Genomic DNA, 17,072 nt, shown 5'->3' on the forward strand with positions numbered 1-17,072 from the left:
TCAGAAAGCTGCCAAAGCAAATGAAAGAAAATGTTTCAAGAACTGGACGTGACCTCCGTCGAAACCGGCGCCTTGGCCGCGCGCGCCTGCTTCAGGCTGCGCTTGAGCGCGTTGGCGGTGGCCAGGGCGGTGCGCTTGCTCCAGATCAGCAGGCCGCTGAGCACCATCATGCTCAGTAGCAGGCCGAAGAAGAACCAGATCAGCTTGCTCGTCAGGCCGGCGAACTCGCCGGTGTGCAGCGGGCGCATGGACTCGGTGAAGATCTCCACCGCCTTGCGATCGCCGAGCAGGCGGCTGGCCTCCATCGCCCCGGTATAGGGGTTGATCTCGGCCTTCTGGTACACCAGCGGATACCAGCTCATGCCGCCGATGCTCAGGTGCGCATAGGCGTTGCTGGGAAAACCGACATAGTCGACGGTGAAGCCGGGAATCTCGCGCTGGGTGATTCTCACCGCTTCGTCCGGGCTGATCATCGGCGCGGGGCTGCCGTCGGCGGTCAGTGGCACCGTCTCGCGGGCTATCACCGGAATGATGGGCTGGCTGGAAATGGCGATATGGTTGTCGGCGAGCAGCGCCTTGACCAGGAACCAGGTACCGGTGATGGAAATCACCGCGATGAACCAGATCGACCAGATGCCGCTCAGGCGGTGGAAATCGCCCCAGAAGATCCGTGCGCCCTGGTTGAAGCGCAGGGTCGGCTTGAAGAAACCTTTCCAGAAGCGCTTGTAGATCACCAGGCCGGTGACCAGCGAGGCCAGCATCGGCAGCCCGAGCAGCGACACCAGGTACCAGCCCCAGCTGTAGCCGTTGGTATGCGGCACCAGCCACCAGCCGTGCAGTGCGCGGGTGAACTCTTCGAAGTTGAACTGCGGCGGGACGCCCTGAATATGCCCGGTATAGGGGTTGACGTAGACCCTCAGGGTACGGCCGTCGGGGTAGGTGACATCCGACAGCATGGCGAAGTGCGATTCGCTCAGGGTCATCAGGCTGGCCACGGCGATACCGGGCTGGTCGCGCTGCATGGCCACCAGCAGTTCGTCGTAGTTCAGCCGCCGGGCCTCGTCCGAAGGCGGGTTGGCGCGGGTTTGCGGGTTGGCCAGCCAGACGATCTCGCGGCTGATCACCGCCAGGGTGCCGGTGACGCAGACGATCAGCACGAAGAACCAGATGGGCAGGGCCAGCCAGCTGTGCACGAGGAACCAGATTTTCGAGCGTGACTTTTTCGACATGGGGTACGCAGTGTCAATGGCGAAGTTCAGGGGCAAAAGCCCGGCCGTATCTGAAAGAGACGCATGAGCAGGGCAAAACCTGATGGATCATTTGCAAGCAAGTGTTTCCAGGGTGGCCGTGCTGGCGATGCAGGCCCTCGTGGGAGCGGGCTTGCCCCGCGAACACCGGCAGTGCCGGTGCCAGGCGCCACAGTGCCTGCATCGCTCCTGCAAAGGGACTAATTTGCCTGCCCCTCGAAACGTCCTCCTATCACCGGACGCGAGCGTGCCCCTGGGCCGTCGGTCCCTTTCATCGAATGTGTACAGGAGGCCCGTCATGGGTGTTGCTGTGGGATTTACAGTGCGTCCGCTGTTGCCGGAGCAGGGACGTTTGCCGTTGCTGGTGGAGGCGGGTGACGACGACACCAGCCTGTTGGAGGTGTTCGACGAGCTCAAGGCGCTGGTGGATGAACACCTGCTGCGCGACGGCGGCATCCTGTTCCGCGGATTCCGCCTGGAGGGCGCCGAGCAGTTCCGCCAGTTCGCCGCCAGCTTCGGTCACCCGCTGCTCAACTACGAGTTCGGCTCGACGCCGCGCACCAACGTTACCCAGGGGGTCTACACCTCCACCGAGTACCCGGCGCACCAGCATATTCCGCTGCACAACGAGCAGGCCTACTCCCGCGACTGGCCGATGAAAATCTGGTTCTACAGCATGATCGCGGCAAAATCCGGTGGTCAGACGCCGATTGCCGACAGTCGCGAAGTCTATCGGCGGGTGCCGGTGCATGTCCGCGAGCGTTTCGTCAGCAAGGGCCTGATGTACGTGCGCAACTTCGGCAACGGGCTGGATGTGTCGTGGGAGGATGTATTCAATACCGATGACCCGCAGGAGGTCGAAGCCTACTGCAAGGCTCACGGCATCACCTGCGAATGGAAGGATGACGGCGAGCTGCGTACCCGTCAGGTGTGCCAGGCGGTGGCCGAGCACCCGGTGACCGGCGACATGGTCTGGTTCAACCAGGCGCACCTGTTCCATATTTCCAACCTGCCGCCCGAGGTGCGGGAAAGCCTGCTGGACATCGTCGATGAGGAAGACCTGCCGCGCAACGTCTACTACGGCGACGGTTCGCCCATCGAGGACGAGGTGCTCGATGAGATCCGTGCGGTGCTGGAGGACTGCAAGATCAGTTTCCTCTGGCAGGAGGGTGACGTGATGATGCTTGACAACATGCTGGCCGCCCATGCCCGTGCGCCGTTCGAAGGCCCGCGCAAGGTGATCGTGGCGATGGCCGAGGGGCGCTCGCTGGATCAGGCCTGACCTGCCGATCGTTCCTGCAGGTCGGCGCGACCTCCTGTAGGAGCGGCCTTGTGCCGCGAAAGGGGCGCGCAGCGCCCCCATCGCTCCCGCGCCGAACGCCTCCGCTAAATCATCCCCCCGCCCATTCGTTCTTGTTGATGCGCCCGGACCTTCCGGTCGCGCCGCCGATCAGCAAGGACCTCACACATGAATGCCGCAGACGCCCAGAAACTTTCCCGCCGTTTCATCGAGTTGCCCCTGGACAAGCGCCGCTTGTTCCTCGAAGGGATGCGACGCGAGGGTATCGATTTCGCGCAGCTGCCCATGTCGTCCTGTGCCGGTCTGAGCGAGCGCGACGGCCTGTCCTACGCCCAGCAGCGCATGTGGTTCCTCTGGCAGCTGGAACCCCACAGCGCCGCCTACAACCTGCCGATGGCCGTGCGCCTCGACGGCGAGCTGCAGGTCGAGGCGCTGGAGCGGGCGTTCAGCCTGCTGGTCGCCCGCCACGAATGCCTGCGCACCACCTTCGCCCAGGACGGCGAGCGGGCGTTGCAGCGGGTGGCGGAGCCTGCGCCGGTGAGCATCCAGCTGTTCGACCTGGCCGACTTACCCGAAACCACGCGCTGGGAGCGCGCGCACCAGCAGATGGCGGCCCAGGCCACCCAGGCCTTCGACCTCGAAGGCGGGCCGCTGTTCGGCATCGCCCTGTTGCGCCTGGCGCCCCAGGAACACGTGCTGTTGCTGACCCTGCACCACATCATCGCCGACGGCTGGTCGATGAACATCCTGATCGACGAATTCATGCGCAGCTACGACGCCCTTGTGGCGGGGCGCGAGCCGCAGCTGGCGGAGCTCAAGGTGCACTATCGCGACTATGCGCTGTGGCAGCGCAGCTGGCTGGAGGCCGGCGAGCGCGAGCGCCAGCTGGACTACTGGCGCGAGCAGCTGGGTGAAGAGCACCCGTTGCTGGAGCTGCCGACCGACCGGCCTTACCCGGCCCAGCCCAGCCACCTCGGCGAGCGTCTGGAGCTGATGCTCGACGCGGGCCTGCGCGAGGATCTCAAGCAGTTGGCCCAGCAGCACGGCGTGACGCTGTCCACGGTGCTGCTGGCCGTGTTCAAGACCCTGCTGTACCGCTACAGCGGGCAAACCGACATCCGTGTCGGCGGCCTGATCGCCAACCGCAACCGCAGCGAGACCGAAGGGCTGGTCGGCTTCTTCGTCAACACCCAGGTGCTGCGCAGCCAGTTCACCGCGCAGACGCCGTTCAGCGACCTGCTGCGCAGCCTGCACCAGGCCTCCGTCGGCGCCCAGGCGCACCAGGACCTGCCGTTCGACGCGCTGATCGAAGCCCTGCAGCCCCAGCGCAGCCAGAGCCATACGCCGCTGTTCCAGGTGATGTTCAACCACCAGCCGCTGGTCACCGACCTCAATGACGTGCGTCTGGACTGCGGCCTGCGCGTGGGCTACCTGAGTGCCGAGCAGCTGGCCGGCAGCCGCCGCCAGCATGCCGCCACCAGCGACCTGATGCTCGACACCCGGGAGGAGGGCGAGCAGCTGTTCGCCGCCTTCACCTATGCCACCGACCTCTTCGACGAAGCCACCATCGCCGCCCTGGCCGGGCACTGGCGCAACCTGCTGCGCGCGGTCTGCCAGGCACCGCGCCAGCGCCTGGGCGAGTTGCCGCTGCTGGCCGAGGCCGAGCGCCAGGCGCTGCTGTGCCCGGTGGCCGAGGTGTCGTCGCTGGTACCGGTGCAACGGCTGTTCGAAGCCCAGGCCGCCCGTAGCGGCGAGGCATTGGCATTGATCCTGGCCGACGGCGCCGCGGCGCCATCCATGAGCTATGCCGAACTCAATGCCCGCAGCAATCGCCTGGCCCATCACCTGCGCCATCAGGGCGTCGGCCCCGATGTGCTGGTGGGCGTGGCCCTGGATCGCTCGCTGGACCTGGCCGTGGCCCTGCTGGCCGTGCTCAAGGCCGGCGGCGCCTATGTGCCGCTGGATCTGCAGGCCCCGGCCGAACGCCTGGGCCATGTCTTCGAGGACAGCGGCCTGCAATGGCTGCTGACCACCACCGCCCAGTTGCCCGGCCTGCCGGCGCAGGATGGGCTGCGTTGCCTGTGCCTGGATCAGTTGGCGCTGGACGATGAGTCGGCGGACGACCTGGCGTTGACCGTCACCCACGACAACCTGGCCTATGTGATCTACACCTCCGGTTCCACCGGCCGGCCCAAGGGCGTGGCCATCAGCCACGGCGCCCTGAGTGAGTTCATCGCCCGCGCCATCGACTACAGCGACCTGCGCGAAGGCGACCGCGTCCTGCAGTTCGCCACCAGCAGCTTCGACGGCTTCGTCGAGCAGTTCTTCCCGCCGCTGTGCCACGGCGCCTGCGTGGTGCTGCGCGATACCCGCCTGTGGGACAGCGCCGCCCTGCATGAGGTGCTGATCAGCCACGGCGTGACCCTGGCCGACCTGCCGGCTGCCTACTGGTACTGGCTGGTGCAAGACTTCGCGGCGCGTCCACCGGCCAGCTACGGCGCGCTGCGCCAGATCCACGTCGGCGGCGAAGCGATGGCGGTGGACGGGTTGCGCCTGTGGCAACTGGCCGGGTTGGGCCATGTGCGCCTGCTCAACACCTATGGCCCGACCGAGGCCACGGTGGTCTCGACCATCCACGACTGCACCGGGCTCGGCCACGAGGCGGTGTCCTGGCGCGGCATCCCCATCGGCCAGGGCCTGGCGCAGCGTCGGCTGTACATCCTCGACGATGACCTCGAACTGCTGCCGCAGGGCGGTGTGGGCGAGCTGTACATCGGCGGTCCGGGCCTGGCCCGTGGCTACCACGGTCAACCGGCGCTGAGCGCCCAGCGCTTCGTCGCCGACCCGTTCGCCCATGGCGAGCGCCTGTACCGCACCGGCGACCGTGCGCGCCTGGGCGCTGACGGCGCCATCGAGTACATCGGCCGTGTCGATCACCAGGTCAAGGTCCGGGGTTTCCGCATCGAGCTCGGCGAGATCGAGGCGCGCCTGCAGCAGTGCCCGGGCGTTCGCGAAGCGGTGGTGCTGGCCCTGCCGATGACCGGCGGCCTGCAACTGGTCGCCTATGTAGTGCCCGACGCCGCCGAGCAGGATGCCGCCGAACAGGCGCGGTTCCGCCAGCAGGTGCGCAGCCTGCTCAAGGCGCGCCTGCCCGAATACATGGTACCCGGCCACCTGCTGCTGCTGCCGCGCCTGCCCCTGACGCCCAGCGGCAAGCTCGACCGCAAGGCCCTGCCGGCACCGGACCCCAGTGCATTACAGGCTGAGTATCGGGCGCCGCAGAGCGCCATCGAGCAGCAACTGGCGCAGATCTGGATGCAGGTGCTGGGCGTGACCAAGGTCGGCCTGGACGATCACTTCTTCGAACTGGGCGGGCACTCGTTGCTGGCCGCCCAGGTATTGGCGCGGATCAAGGACCAACTGGGCCTGGTGCTGCCGTTGCGCAGCCTGTTCGAACACCCCGCGCTGGGCGACCTGGCCGCCGAGCTGGGCCGCCTGGAGGGCGGTGATAAAGATGACGACTGGTCGGATATGGACGCGTTCATGAGTTCCTTGGAAGGGGTTGAGGCATGAGTGGCAATATGGCGGTACGCATTGCAAAACGGTTCGTCAGCCTGCCTCTGGAGCAGCGCCGGCAGTTCCTCGCCAAGCTGCGCGAGGACGGCAAGGACTTCAGCCTGTTGCCGGTGGTCGAGTCGCGTCACGACTTTGCCAGCATCCCCCTGTCCTTCGCCCAGCAGCGCCTGCTGTTCCTCTGGCAGCTGGAGCCGCACAGCGCGGCCTACAACATGGCGGCCGGCCTGCGCCTGAGCGGCCGGCTCGACGTGGCGGCCCTGCAGCGCTCGTTCGAGCACCTGGTGGCGCGCCATGAGGCACTGCGCACGGTGTTCCAGGTCGATGGCGAGCAGCCACGCCAGGTGATCCTCGCGACCCAGGCCGTACCCCTGGCGCAGGTCGATCTCACCGGTGTGGCCAGCGACCGGCGCGAGGCCGAGCTGGCCACGCAGGTGCGCGAGGCCAGCCACCAGCCCTTCGACCTGCTGCACGGGCCGCTGCTGCGCGCCACCCTTTACCGGCTGGCGGCCGAGGACTACGTGCTGCTGGTGTGCATGCACCACATCGTCTCCGACGGCTGGTCGATGGATGTGATGGTCAAGGAGTTCGTGCACAGCTACCAGGCTTTCAGCCAGGGGCAGGCGCCGCAGTTGCCGGCGCTGGAGGTGCAGTACGCCGACTATGCGATCTGGCAGCGCAGCTGGCTGGAAGCCGGGGAGGGCGAGCGCCAGCTCGGCTACTGGCGCCAGCAGCTGGGCGAGGAGCAGCCGTTGCTGGAGGTGGCCGCTGACCATGCCCGCCCGCTGACCCAGAGCTTCGACGGCCAGACCCTGAGCTTCGACTTCGGCGCCGAGCTGTCCCGACGCCTGGGCGGCTACGCCCGCGCCCAGGGCATGACCCTGTTCATGCTGGTGCTGGCGGGCTTCTCGCTGTTCCTCTCGCGCCAGGCCGGGCAGCGTGATATCCGCATCGGCGTGCCCAACGCCAACCGCGGCCGCGCCGAGGTCGAGGGGCTGATCGGTTTCTTCGTCAACACCCAGGTGCTGCGCTGCCAGGTGGACGAGCGCCTGAGCTTCGACGACCTGCTGGCCCGGGTGCGCGAGGCGGTGCTTGGCGCCCAGGCGCACCAGGAACTGCCGTTCGAGCAACTGGTGGACGCACTGGTGCCGGAGCGCAACCTGGGTCACAACCCGCTGTTCCAGGTCAAGTTCAACCAGAACGTCGGCATGCAGCGCCAGCGCTCGCTGGCCCTGCCGGGCCTGAGCGTCGCCGAGTACCCGCTGGACAAGGTCGGTACCCACTTCGACCTGGCGCTGGACATCACCGACGACGGCCAACTGATCCACGGCGAGATGACCTTCGCCAGCGACCTCTACCAGCGCGCCACGGTGGAGGCGTTCATCCCGGCGTTCATCGAGCTGCTGGGCCAGTTGCTCGACGCGCCGCAGCTGCCGCTGCACCGCCTGGCCGCGCCGCTGCCTGTCGGGCAGGCGCCGGAGCGCGAGGCGCCGGCGCTGGTGCTGGAGCAGTGGCAGCAACAGGTACGCCGCCAGCCCGAGGCGCTCGCCGCCCGCAGCCTGGAGCACAGCCTGAGCTTCGCCGCCCTGGACCAGGCTGCCAACCGTCTGGCTCACCACCTGCAACGCCAGGGCGTGACCCGCGGCCAGCCGGTGGCGGTGCTGATGGAGCGTTCGCTGGACTGGCTGACCTGCATGCTCGGCATTCTCAAGGCCGGCGCCGTGTACATGCCGTTGGACACCAAGGCGCCTGAAGCGCGTCTGCGGCAGATGCTCGATGCGGCGCAGGCCAAGGTGCTGTTGTGCGCCGCCGGCGATGCGCGCCTGACCAGCCTGGCCGCCGCCGATCGCCTGACCGTGGGCTATGTGCCCGAACAATGGCAGGACCTGCCGGCCAGCGCGCCGGCCATCACGCTGTGGTCTGAATCGCCAGCCTATGTGATCCACACCTCCGGCTCCACCGGCCAGCCCAAGGGCGTGCTGGTCAGTCATGGCGCCCTGGCCAGCTATGTCGCCGGCCTGCTCAAGCGCCTGGCGCCAGCACCGGAGGCGAGTATGGCGCTGGTCTCGACCATCGCCGCCGACCTGGGCCACACCGTGCTGTTCGGCGCCCTGTGCGCCGGGCGCCTGCTGCATGTGCTGCCCGAGGCGCTGGGCTTCGACCCGGACGCCTTCGCCCGCTACATGGCCGAACACCGGGTTGGCGTACTGAAGATCGTCCCTGGCCACCTGGCGGCGCTGCTACAGGCCGGCAACCCCGCCGATGTGCTGCCCGAGCAGGCGCTGATCGTCGGTGGCGAGGCCTGCACGCCCGCCCTGGTGGAGCAGGTGCGCCGGCTCAAGCCGGGCTGCCGCCTGATCAACCACTATGGCCCGAGCGAGACCACGGTCGGCGTGCTGACCCATGAGGTCTCGACCCTGGCCGCCGAGGCCCGTGCCGTGCCGGTGGGCACGGCTCTGCCGGGCGCCCATGTGCTGCTGCTCGACGATGTGCTCAACCCGGTGGCCGACCAGGTCGCGGGCGAGCTGTACATCGGCGGTGCCAGCGTCGCTCAGGGTTACCTCGGCCAACCGGGCCTGACCGCCGAACGTTTCGTGCCGGACCCTACGCAGCCGGGCCAGCGCCTGTACCGCAGCGGCGACCGTGTGCGACGCAACCGCGCGGGCCAGGTAGAGTTCATCGGTCGCGCCGACGACCAGGTCAAGGTGCGCGGTTATCGTGTCGAACCAGCCGAAGTGGCGCGGGTGCTGCTGGGGCTGGACGGGGTCGCAGAAGCGGTGGTCCTGGCCCAGCCGGTGGACGGTGACGAGACCCGCCTGCAACTGGTGGGCTGGTGCGTGGGGCAGGGGCTGCAGGGTGAAGCCTTGCGCCAGCAATTGCAGGACCGCCTGCCGGACTACATGGTGCCATCACAGATCCTGCTCCTGGAGCGCCTGCCGCTGACCGCCAACGGCAAGCTCGACAAGCGCGCGCTGCCGGCACCGGGTGTCGCCCGGCGCCAGTACACAGCGCCAGTCGGCGAGATCGAGCAGGCCCTGGCGGCGATCTGGGCCGAGGTGCTCAAGCTCGACCAGGTCGGCAGCACCGACAACTTCTTCGAATTGGGCGGCGACTCGATCCTCAGCCTGCAGATCATCGCCCGGGCCAAGCGCCAGGGCATCAAGCTCAGCCCCAAGCAATTGTTCGAGAAGCAGACCATCGGCCAGTTGGCGGCGGTGGCCAAGCGTATCGAGAAAAAGGCCGCGACAGTCGAGCAGGTCAGCGGCACGCTGGCATTGTTGCCGATCCAGTCACGCTTCTTCGAAACCGACATCCCTGAGCGCCAGCATTGGAACCAGGCTTTGCTGCTCAAACCGACCCAGCCGCTGCGCGCCGACTGTCTGACGGGCGCGTTGCAGGCGCTGGTCGACCAACACGACGCACTGCGCTTGCGCTTCTCCCAGCGCGATACCTGGCAGGCCGAGTTCCAGGCCGGCAAGGCCGACGACATGCTCTGGGTTCGTGAGCTGAACGATATGGCCGAGCTGCCGGCCCTGGCCGAGCAGGCCCAGCGCAGCCTCGACCTGGCCAAGGGGCCGCTGCTGCGAGCGCTGTTGGTGGACCTGCCCGAAGGCCAGCAGCGTTTGCTGCTGGTGATCCACCACCTGGTGGTCGACGGGGTGTCCTGGCGGGTGCTGCTCGAGGACCTGCAACTGGCCTACACGGCCCTGGTCGCGGGCAAGCCGCTGGCGCTGGCGGCCAAGAGCAGTTCGCTCAAGGCTTGGGCCGAGCGCCTTGGCGCCTATGCCCGCAGCCCCGAACTGCTGGCCGAAGCCGATTACTGGCTGGACGGCCTCGCAGCCGCTGGCGATGAATTGCCACGGGACAATCCGTCGGGCGCCCAGACCAACCGTCACGTCGCCCATGCCTCGTCGCGCCTGGACACCGCGCTGACCCGCAAGCTGCTGCAGGTGGCGCCCGCCGCCTACCGCACCCAGGTCAACGACCTGCTGCTGGCGGCCCTGGCGCGGGTGCTGTGCGACTGGACCGAAGAGGAATCGGTACTGATCCAGCTCGAAGGCCATGGCCGCGAGGACCTGTTCCCGGAACTGGACCTAAGCCGCACCCTGGGCTGGTTCAGCAGCCTGTTCCCGGTACGCCTGACGCCAGCTCATGGGCTGGGCGCGGGATTGTGCGCAGTCAAGGAGCAGTTACGTGCGGTGCCGAACAAAGGCATCGGCTACGGCGTGCTGCGCTACCTCGGCGAGCCCGACCTGCGCGCGCGCCTGGCGGTATTGCCGCAGCCACGGGTGACCTTCAACTACCTGGGGCAGTTCGACGGCAGCTTCGCCGAGGCCGAGGGCGCGCTGTTCACTCCGGCCAGCGAGGCCAGCGGTGCTACCCAGGATATGGACAGCCCGCTGGGCAACTGGCTCGGTATCACCGGGCAGGTCTACCAGGGCGAGCTGGAGCTGGACTGGAGCTTCAGCCGCGAGGTGTTCCGTCCCGAGACCATCGAGGCCCTGGCGCGCCGCTACGAGCAGGTGCTGGCCGAGCTGGTCGAGCACTGCGCCCAGGCGCCGCACCAGGGCGTCACGCCATCGGACTTCCCGCTGGCCGAGCTGACCCAGGCGCAACTGGACGGCCTGCCGCTGGCGGCCGGGGAAATCGAGGACCTCTACCCGCTGTCGCCGATGCAGCAGGGCATGCTGTTCCACAGCCTCTACGAGCAGGCGGCGGGCAACTACATCAACCAGTTGCGCGTGGATGTGCGCGGGCTGGACATGGCGCGCTTCCGGGCGGCCTGGCAGGCGGTGGTGGACAACCACGAAGTGCTGCGCAGCTGCTTCCCGCAGGATCTGCCGGCACCGGTGCAGGTGGTACGGCGCCAGGTGCAGGTGCCTTTCGTCGAGCTCGACCAGTCCCAGGATCCGGATGCCGTGGCCCAGGCCGAGCGCCAGGCCGGTTTCGACTTGGCCAGCGGTCCGCTGCTGCGCCTGACGCTGATCCGCACAGGCGATGACAGTCATCACCTGATCTACACCAGCCACCATATCCTGATGGACGGCTGGAGCAGCTCGCGCTTGCTGGGCGAAGTGCTGCAGCGCTACAGCGGCGCGACGCCGGGCGGCAAGACCAGCCGTTATCGCGACTATATCCAGTGGCTGCAAGGCCAGGACCAGCAGGCCAGCGAAACCTTCTGGCGCGGGCAGGTGGCCGATTTGCAAGAACCGACCCGTCTGGTCCAGGCGTTCAAGTCCTCGGCCCAGGGGCAGGGCCATGGCGTCCTGGCGCTGCGTTTCGAGGCGCAGCAGACCCGGCAGCTGGCGGACTTCGCCCGGGACCAGCGCGTTACCCTCAACACCCTGGTCCAGGCCGCCTGGCTGCTGCTGTTGCAGCGCTACACCGGCCAGGCCAGCGTGACCTTCGGTGCCACCGTGGCCGGTCGCCCGGCCGAATTGCCGGGCGTCGAGGAGCAGCTGGGGTTGTTCATCAACACCTTGCCGGTGGTCGCCAGCCCGCGCCCGGAACAGACCGTGGGCGACTGGGTGCAGCAGGTCCAGGCGCTGAACCTGGCCTTGCGCGAGCATGAGCACACGCCGCTGTACGAGATCCAGCGCTGGGCCGGCTGGAGCGGCGAGGCGCTGTTCGACAACATTCTGGTGTTCGAGAACTACCCGGTCGCCGAGGCGCTGCAACAGGGCGCGCCGCAGGGGCTGCAGTTCGGCGAGGTGCTCAATCAGGAGCAGACCAACTACCCGCTGACCCTGGTGGTGCAAGTGGGTGAGCGGCTGGAGGCGAGCTTCAGTTTCGATCGCCAGTGCTTCAGCGAGCAGGCCATCGACCAGTTGGCGGGGCACTTCCAGCACCTGCTTGCGCAGTTGGCGGCTGACGCACAGCGTGCACTGGGTGCGCTCAGCCTGCCGGTGGAAGACCAGCAGGTAGTGGCCAGCTATCCGAGCACGGCTTGCACCCATGAGTTGATCGAGGCGCAGGCGGTGCGTACGCCTGAGGCGATCGCCGTGACCTTCGCCGGGCAGGCGCTGAGCTACGACCAGCTCAACCGCCGTGCCAACCGCCTGGCTCACAAGCTGCGCGAGCAGGGCGTGGGGCCGGATGTGCTGGTGGGCATCGCCGTGGAGCGCGGCTTCGAGATGATCGTCGGCCTGCTGGCGATCCTCAAGGCGGGTGGCGCCTATGTGCCGCTGGATCCGGAGTACCCGCAGGACCGCCTGAGCTACATGATGGAAGACAGCGGCATTCAACTGCTGCTGACTCAAGGTCACTTGCTGGCTGATTTGCCTGTGCCATCGCAGGTTCGCAGCCTGAAGCTGGAAGATGATCTGGCCGGTTACAGCGATGAGAATCCCGAGCACCTGAGCCAGCCGGATAACCTGGCCTATGTGATCTACACCTCGGGCTCGACCGGCAAGCCGAAAGGCACGCTGCTGCCGCACCACAACCTGTTGCGCCTGTTCAAGGCGACCGACGCCTGGTTCGGCTTCGGGCCGCAGGATGTGTGGACGTTGTTCCACTCCTATGCATTCGACTTCTCCGTCTGGGAGATCTTCGGTGCGCTGCTGCACGGTGGTCGTTTGGTGATCGTGCCGCGTGAAACCACGCGTTCGCCGGAAGACTTCCACCAACTGCTGGTGGAGCAGGGTGTCACCGTGCTGAACCAGACCCCATCGGCGTTCAAGCCGCTGATGCGGGCGGCCTGTGACAGCGCTGATGATCTGGCACTGCGCTACGTGATCTTCGGCGGCGAAGCCTTGGATGTGGCGGCACTGCAACCCTGGTTCGAGCGTTTCGGCGAGGACTGCGACAACCTGATCAACATGTACGGCATCACCGAGACCACGGTCCACGTGACCTACCGGCCGATCCGCTTCGCCGATACGCAGCAACCGGGCAGCCCGATCGGTGCGGCGATCCCGGACCTGTCGATGTATGTACTGGATGCCGATTTCAATCCGGTGGCCAAGGGCTGCACGGGCGAGCTGCACGTCGGCCAAGCCGGCCTGGCGCGCGGTTACCACAACCGTGCCTCGCTGACCGCCGAACGCTTCGTACCGGATCCGTTCTCCAGCGAAGGCGGACGTCTGTACCGCACCGGCGACCTGGCCCGTTATCGCGGCCAGGAGGTGATCGAATACGTGGGCCGGATCGACCATCAGGTGAAGATCCGTGGCTTCCGTATCGAACTGGGCGAAATCGAGGCACGCCTGCAAGAACATGCCGCCGTGCGCGAAGTGCTGGTGCTGGATATCGACGGGGCAGGGGGCAAGCAACTGGCTGCCTATCTGATCGCTCAGGATCCATCCGCCGATCACGCAACGCTGCGTGACACGCTGAAACAGCACCTGAAAGCCAACCTGCCGGACTACATGGTCCCCACGCACTTCCTGGTGCTGGACCAGTGGCCGCTGACGGCCAACGGCAAGCTGGACCGCAAGGCCCTGCCGAAGCCGGACGCCAGCCAACTGCAACAAGGCTACGTGGCGCCACGCACGGCGCTGGAACAACAACTGGCCGCGATCTGGAGCGAAGTGCTGAAGGTCGAGCAGGTGGGTCTGCACGACAACTTCTTCGAGCTCGGTGGCCACTCGTTGCTGGCCACCCAAGTGACCTCGCGGATCCGCCAGCGCTTGGAGCTGGAAGTCCCGCTGCGCAGCCTGTTCGAGTCCGCCGACCTGCGGGCCTTCGCCCAGGCTGCCGGCCAGGGTTCGGCCAGCCAGGCGCCGGCGTTCACTGTCGTGGACCGCAGCCAGCCGCTGCCGTTGTCCTACGCCCAGCAACGCCAGTGGTTCCTCTGGCAGCTGGAGCCGGACAGCGCCGCCTACAACATCCCTTCGGCCCTGCGTCTGAAGGGCGAGCTGAACATCGAGGCCCTGCGCAGCAGCTTCGCCGCGCTGATCGCCCGTCACGAAACCCTGCGCACCACCTTCAGGCAGCAGGGCGATAGTGCCGAACAGGTTGTGCACCCGACGCTCGATGTTCCGCTGCAGGTCGCGTCGGCTGCCCTGGATGAGACGGCGCTACAGGCCTGGGTCGAGGCCCAGGTGCGCGAGCCGTTCAACCTCGAGCACGGTCCGCTGCTGCGCGCCCGCTTGCTGCGCCTGGCCGCCGACGACCACGTGCTGGTGCTGACCCTGCACCATATCGTCGCCGACGGCTGGTCGATGCCGATCATGGTCGACGAACTGGTGCGCGGCTATGAAAGCCATCTGCAGGGTAAGGCCCCGCAGCTGCCGGCCCTGGCGTTCCAGTACGCCGACTACGCCGCCTGGCAGCGCCAGTGGATGGAGGCTGGCGAGCAACAGCGCCAGCTGGACTACTGGCAAGCGCGCCTGGGCAGCAGCCAGCCGATCCTCGAGCTGGCCACCGACCACCCGCGTCCCGCCGTGCAGCAATACGACGGCGCTCGCCTGCAGGTGAGCCTGGAGCCGGGCCTGGTTGCCCAGCTCAAGGCGCTGGCCGGGCAACAGGACGTGACCCTGTTCATGCTCCTGCTGGCGTCGTTCCAGGCCTTGCTGCATCGTCATTCCGGTCAGGCCGACATCCGCGTCGGCGTGCCGGTGGCCAACCGCACCCGGGCCGAGACCGAAGGGCTGATCGGCTTCTTCGTCAACACCCAGGTACTGGATGCCCGCTTCCAGCCGCAACTGCGCTTCGACGAATTGCTGCAACAGGTCAAGCACACCGCCCTGGGCGCCCAGGCGCACCAGGAGCTGCCCTTCGAACAACTGGTCGAGGCCCTGCAGCCGGAGCGCAGCCTGAGCCACAGCCCGCTGTTCCAGGTGCTGTTCAACCACCAGACCCAGGTGCTGGGCGAATCCCGCGAGCTGGCGGGCCTCAGCCTGCAGGGGCTGGTCTCGGACAAGCAGACCGCGCAGTTCGACTTGACCCTGGACACCGCCGAGCACGAAGGCGGCCTGAGCGCGACCCTGACCTACGCCACCAGCCTGTTCGAGGCCGCCAGCGTGGCGCGCATGGCCCAGCACTGGCGCAACCTGTTGCAGGGCATCTGCCAGGACGCCGGGCAGCGGGTTGCCGAACTGCCGCTGCTGAACCGCGAGGAGCGCGAACGCACCCTGCACGCCTGGAATGACAGCGCCGCCGACTATCCACGCGGGCAGACCGTCCAGCAGTTGATCGAGGTGCAGGCCGCACGCACGCCGCAGGCCATCGCTGCGGTGCTGGGCGAGCAGTCGCTGAGCTATGAGCAGCTTAACCGTCGCGCCAACGCCCTGGCCCATCACCTGCGCAGCCTGGGCGTCGGCCCCGATGTGCTGGTGGGGATCGCCGTGGAGCGCAGCCTTGACATGCTGGTCGGCCTGCTGGCGGTACTCAAGGCTGGTGGCGCCTATGTGCCGCTGGACCCGCAGTTCCCCGAGGACCGCCTGGCTTACATGATGGAGGACAGCGGCATCCCGCTGCTGCTGACCCAGTCCAGCCTGCTGCAGCGCCTGCCGATTCCGCCGCAGGTGCACAGCCTGTGCCTGGACCAGCCGCTGCCAGCCGAGCACGGCGGGGACAATCCGCGCCAGCTGGCACTGCCGGAAAACCTCGCGTACGTGATCTACACCTCCGGCTCCACCGGCAAGCCCAAGGGCGTGACCATCCGCCACGACGCGCTGGTCAACTTCCTGTGCAGCATGGCGCGCCAGCCGGGCATCGACGCCCAGGACAAGGTGCTGTCGCTGACCTCGCTGTCGTTCGACATCGCCGGCCTTGAGCTGTACCTGCCGTTGCTGCGCGGCGCCAGCGTGGTGCTGCTGGGCGAGCAGGTGAACAAGGACCCGCAGGCCCTGATGGCGGTGATCCACGCCCAGGCGGTCAGCGTCGTCCAGGCCACGCCATCGACCTGGCGCATGCTGCTGGATGCTGCGGCGCCCGGTGCCTTCGCCGGCAAGAAGGTGCTGTGCGGCGGCGAGGCGCTGAGCGCCGAGCTGGCCCAGCGCCTGATTGCCCAGGCCGGGCATGTGTGGAACGTCTACGGCCCGACCGAGACCACCATCTGGTCGGCCTGCCACTACCTGACCGCCAGCGACGATGTGTGGCTGGGCCGTCCGCTGGCCAACACCCGCCTGCACGTGGTCAGTGACGAGCTCGACGTGTTGGCGCAAGGCGCGCGCGGCGAGCTGCTGATCGGCGGCGATGGCTTGGCGCGGGGCTACCACAACCGTCCGGGCCTCACCGCCGAGCGCTTCGTGCCGGATCCGTTCGCCAGCGAGCCGGGCGCGCGCCTGTACCGCACCGGCGACCTGACCCGCTACCGCGACGACGGCGTGATCGAGTATGTCGGGCGCCTGGACCACCAGGTGAAGATCCGTGGCTTCCGCATCGAGCTGGGCGAAATCGAGGAGCGCCTGCTGTTGCACCCGGCGATCCGCGAGGCCGCGGTGATCGATATCGACGGCCCGACCGGCAAGCAGCTGGTGGCCTACCTGGTGCTGCACGACGCGCAGCAAGGCGTGGAAGCGCTGCGCGGCGAGCTGCGCGCGCACCTGAAGGCCGGGCTGCCGGACTACATGGTGCCGAGCCACCTGGTGGGCCTGGCGCGCATGCCGCAGACCCCCAACGGCAAGCTGGACCGCAAGGCCCTGCCGCTGCCGGACGCCAGCCAGCTGCAGCCGGCCCATGTGGCGCCGGTCACGGAGCTGGAGCGCAAGCTGGCGGCGATCTGGGCCGAGGTGCTGCATGTCGAGCGGGTGGGGCTGCAGGACAACTTCTTCGACCTGGGTGGGCACTCGCTGCTGATTGTCCAGGTGATCGGCCGGGTGCGCGAGCAACTGGGCGTCGACCTGAGCCTGAACGAGCTGTTCGAGCAGGCCACCCTGGCCGATTTCAGCCAGGTGGTCGAGCGCAAGTCGGGGCAGGTCGCCAACGCCCATGACGAACTGACTAAATCCCTGGAGGCCTTGAAACGTCTTACTGCACAGGAAATAGATAATCTGATCGCTTAGCGG

General features: G+C 67.5%; 4 protein-coding genes. 3 read left to right on the forward strand and 1 reads right to left on the reverse strand.

Going from position 1 to position 17,072, the window contains the following annotated elements:
• Positions 1-35: 35 nt before the first annotated feature.
• Complete coding sequence (locus tag POF53_RS17860; protein WP_232856159.1) at positions 36-1,229, reverse strand: PepSY-associated TM helix domain-containing protein; 1,194 nt, start codon at positions 1,227-1,229, stop codon at positions 36-38.
• 316 nt (positions 1,230-1,545) lie between these two features.
• On the opposite strand from POF53_RS17860, the gene POF53_RS17865 reads away from it, so the two are divergent.
• The 3 genes from POF53_RS17865 (at position 1,546) to POF53_RS17875 (ending at position 17,069) form a co-directional block, all read left to right on the forward strand.
• On the forward strand, positions 1,546-2,529 hold the full coding sequence (locus POF53_RS17865; protein ID WP_498968775.1) for a TauD/TfdA family dioxygenase: 984 nt from the start codon (positions 1,546-1,548) through the stop codon (positions 2,527-2,529).
• 186 nt (positions 2,530-2,715) lie between these two features.
• A complete protein-coding gene (locus POF53_RS17870) occupies positions 2,716-6,120 on the forward strand; it encodes an amino acid adenylation domain-containing protein (RefSeq protein ID WP_498968777.1) in 3,405 nt (1,134 codons plus the stop codon).
• The gene (locus POF53_RS17875; protein WP_498968779.1) at positions 6,117-17,069 is read left to right on the forward strand and encodes an amino acid adenylation domain-containing protein; all 10,953 of its coding nucleotides are present in this window, start codon (positions 6,117-6,119) and stop codon (positions 17,067-17,069) included. The genes POF53_RS17870 and POF53_RS17875 overlap by 4 nt, the downstream gene beginning before the upstream one ends.
• Positions 17,070-17,072: the final 3 nt, after the last annotated feature.

Origin of the sequence: Mitsuaria sp. RG (assembly GCF_028369275.1) — a bacterium.
In the GTDB taxonomy this organism is placed as follows: Bacteria; Pseudomonadota; Gammaproteobacteria; order Pseudomonadales; family Pseudomonadaceae; genus Aquipseudomonas; species Aquipseudomonas peradeniyensis.

What these genes read in the sequence shown, in the direction of transcription:
- POF53_RS17875 (WP_498968779.1), top strand. Translation starts at nt 6,117, where the DNA reads ATGAGTGGCAATATGGCGGTACGCATTGCAAAACGGTTCGTCAGCCTG.
- POF53_RS17865 (WP_498968775.1), top strand. Translation starts at nt 1,546, where the DNA reads ATGGGTGTTGCTGTGGGATTTACAGTGCGTCCGCTGTTGCCGGAGCAG.
- POF53_RS17870 (WP_498968777.1), top strand. Translation starts at nt 2,716, where the DNA reads ATGAATGCCGCAGACGCCCAGAAACTTTCCCGCCGTTTCATCGAGTTG.
- POF53_RS17860 (WP_232856159.1), bottom strand. Translation starts at nt 1,229, where the DNA reads ATGTCGAAAAAGTCACGCTCGAAAATCTGGTTCCTCGTGCACAGCTGG.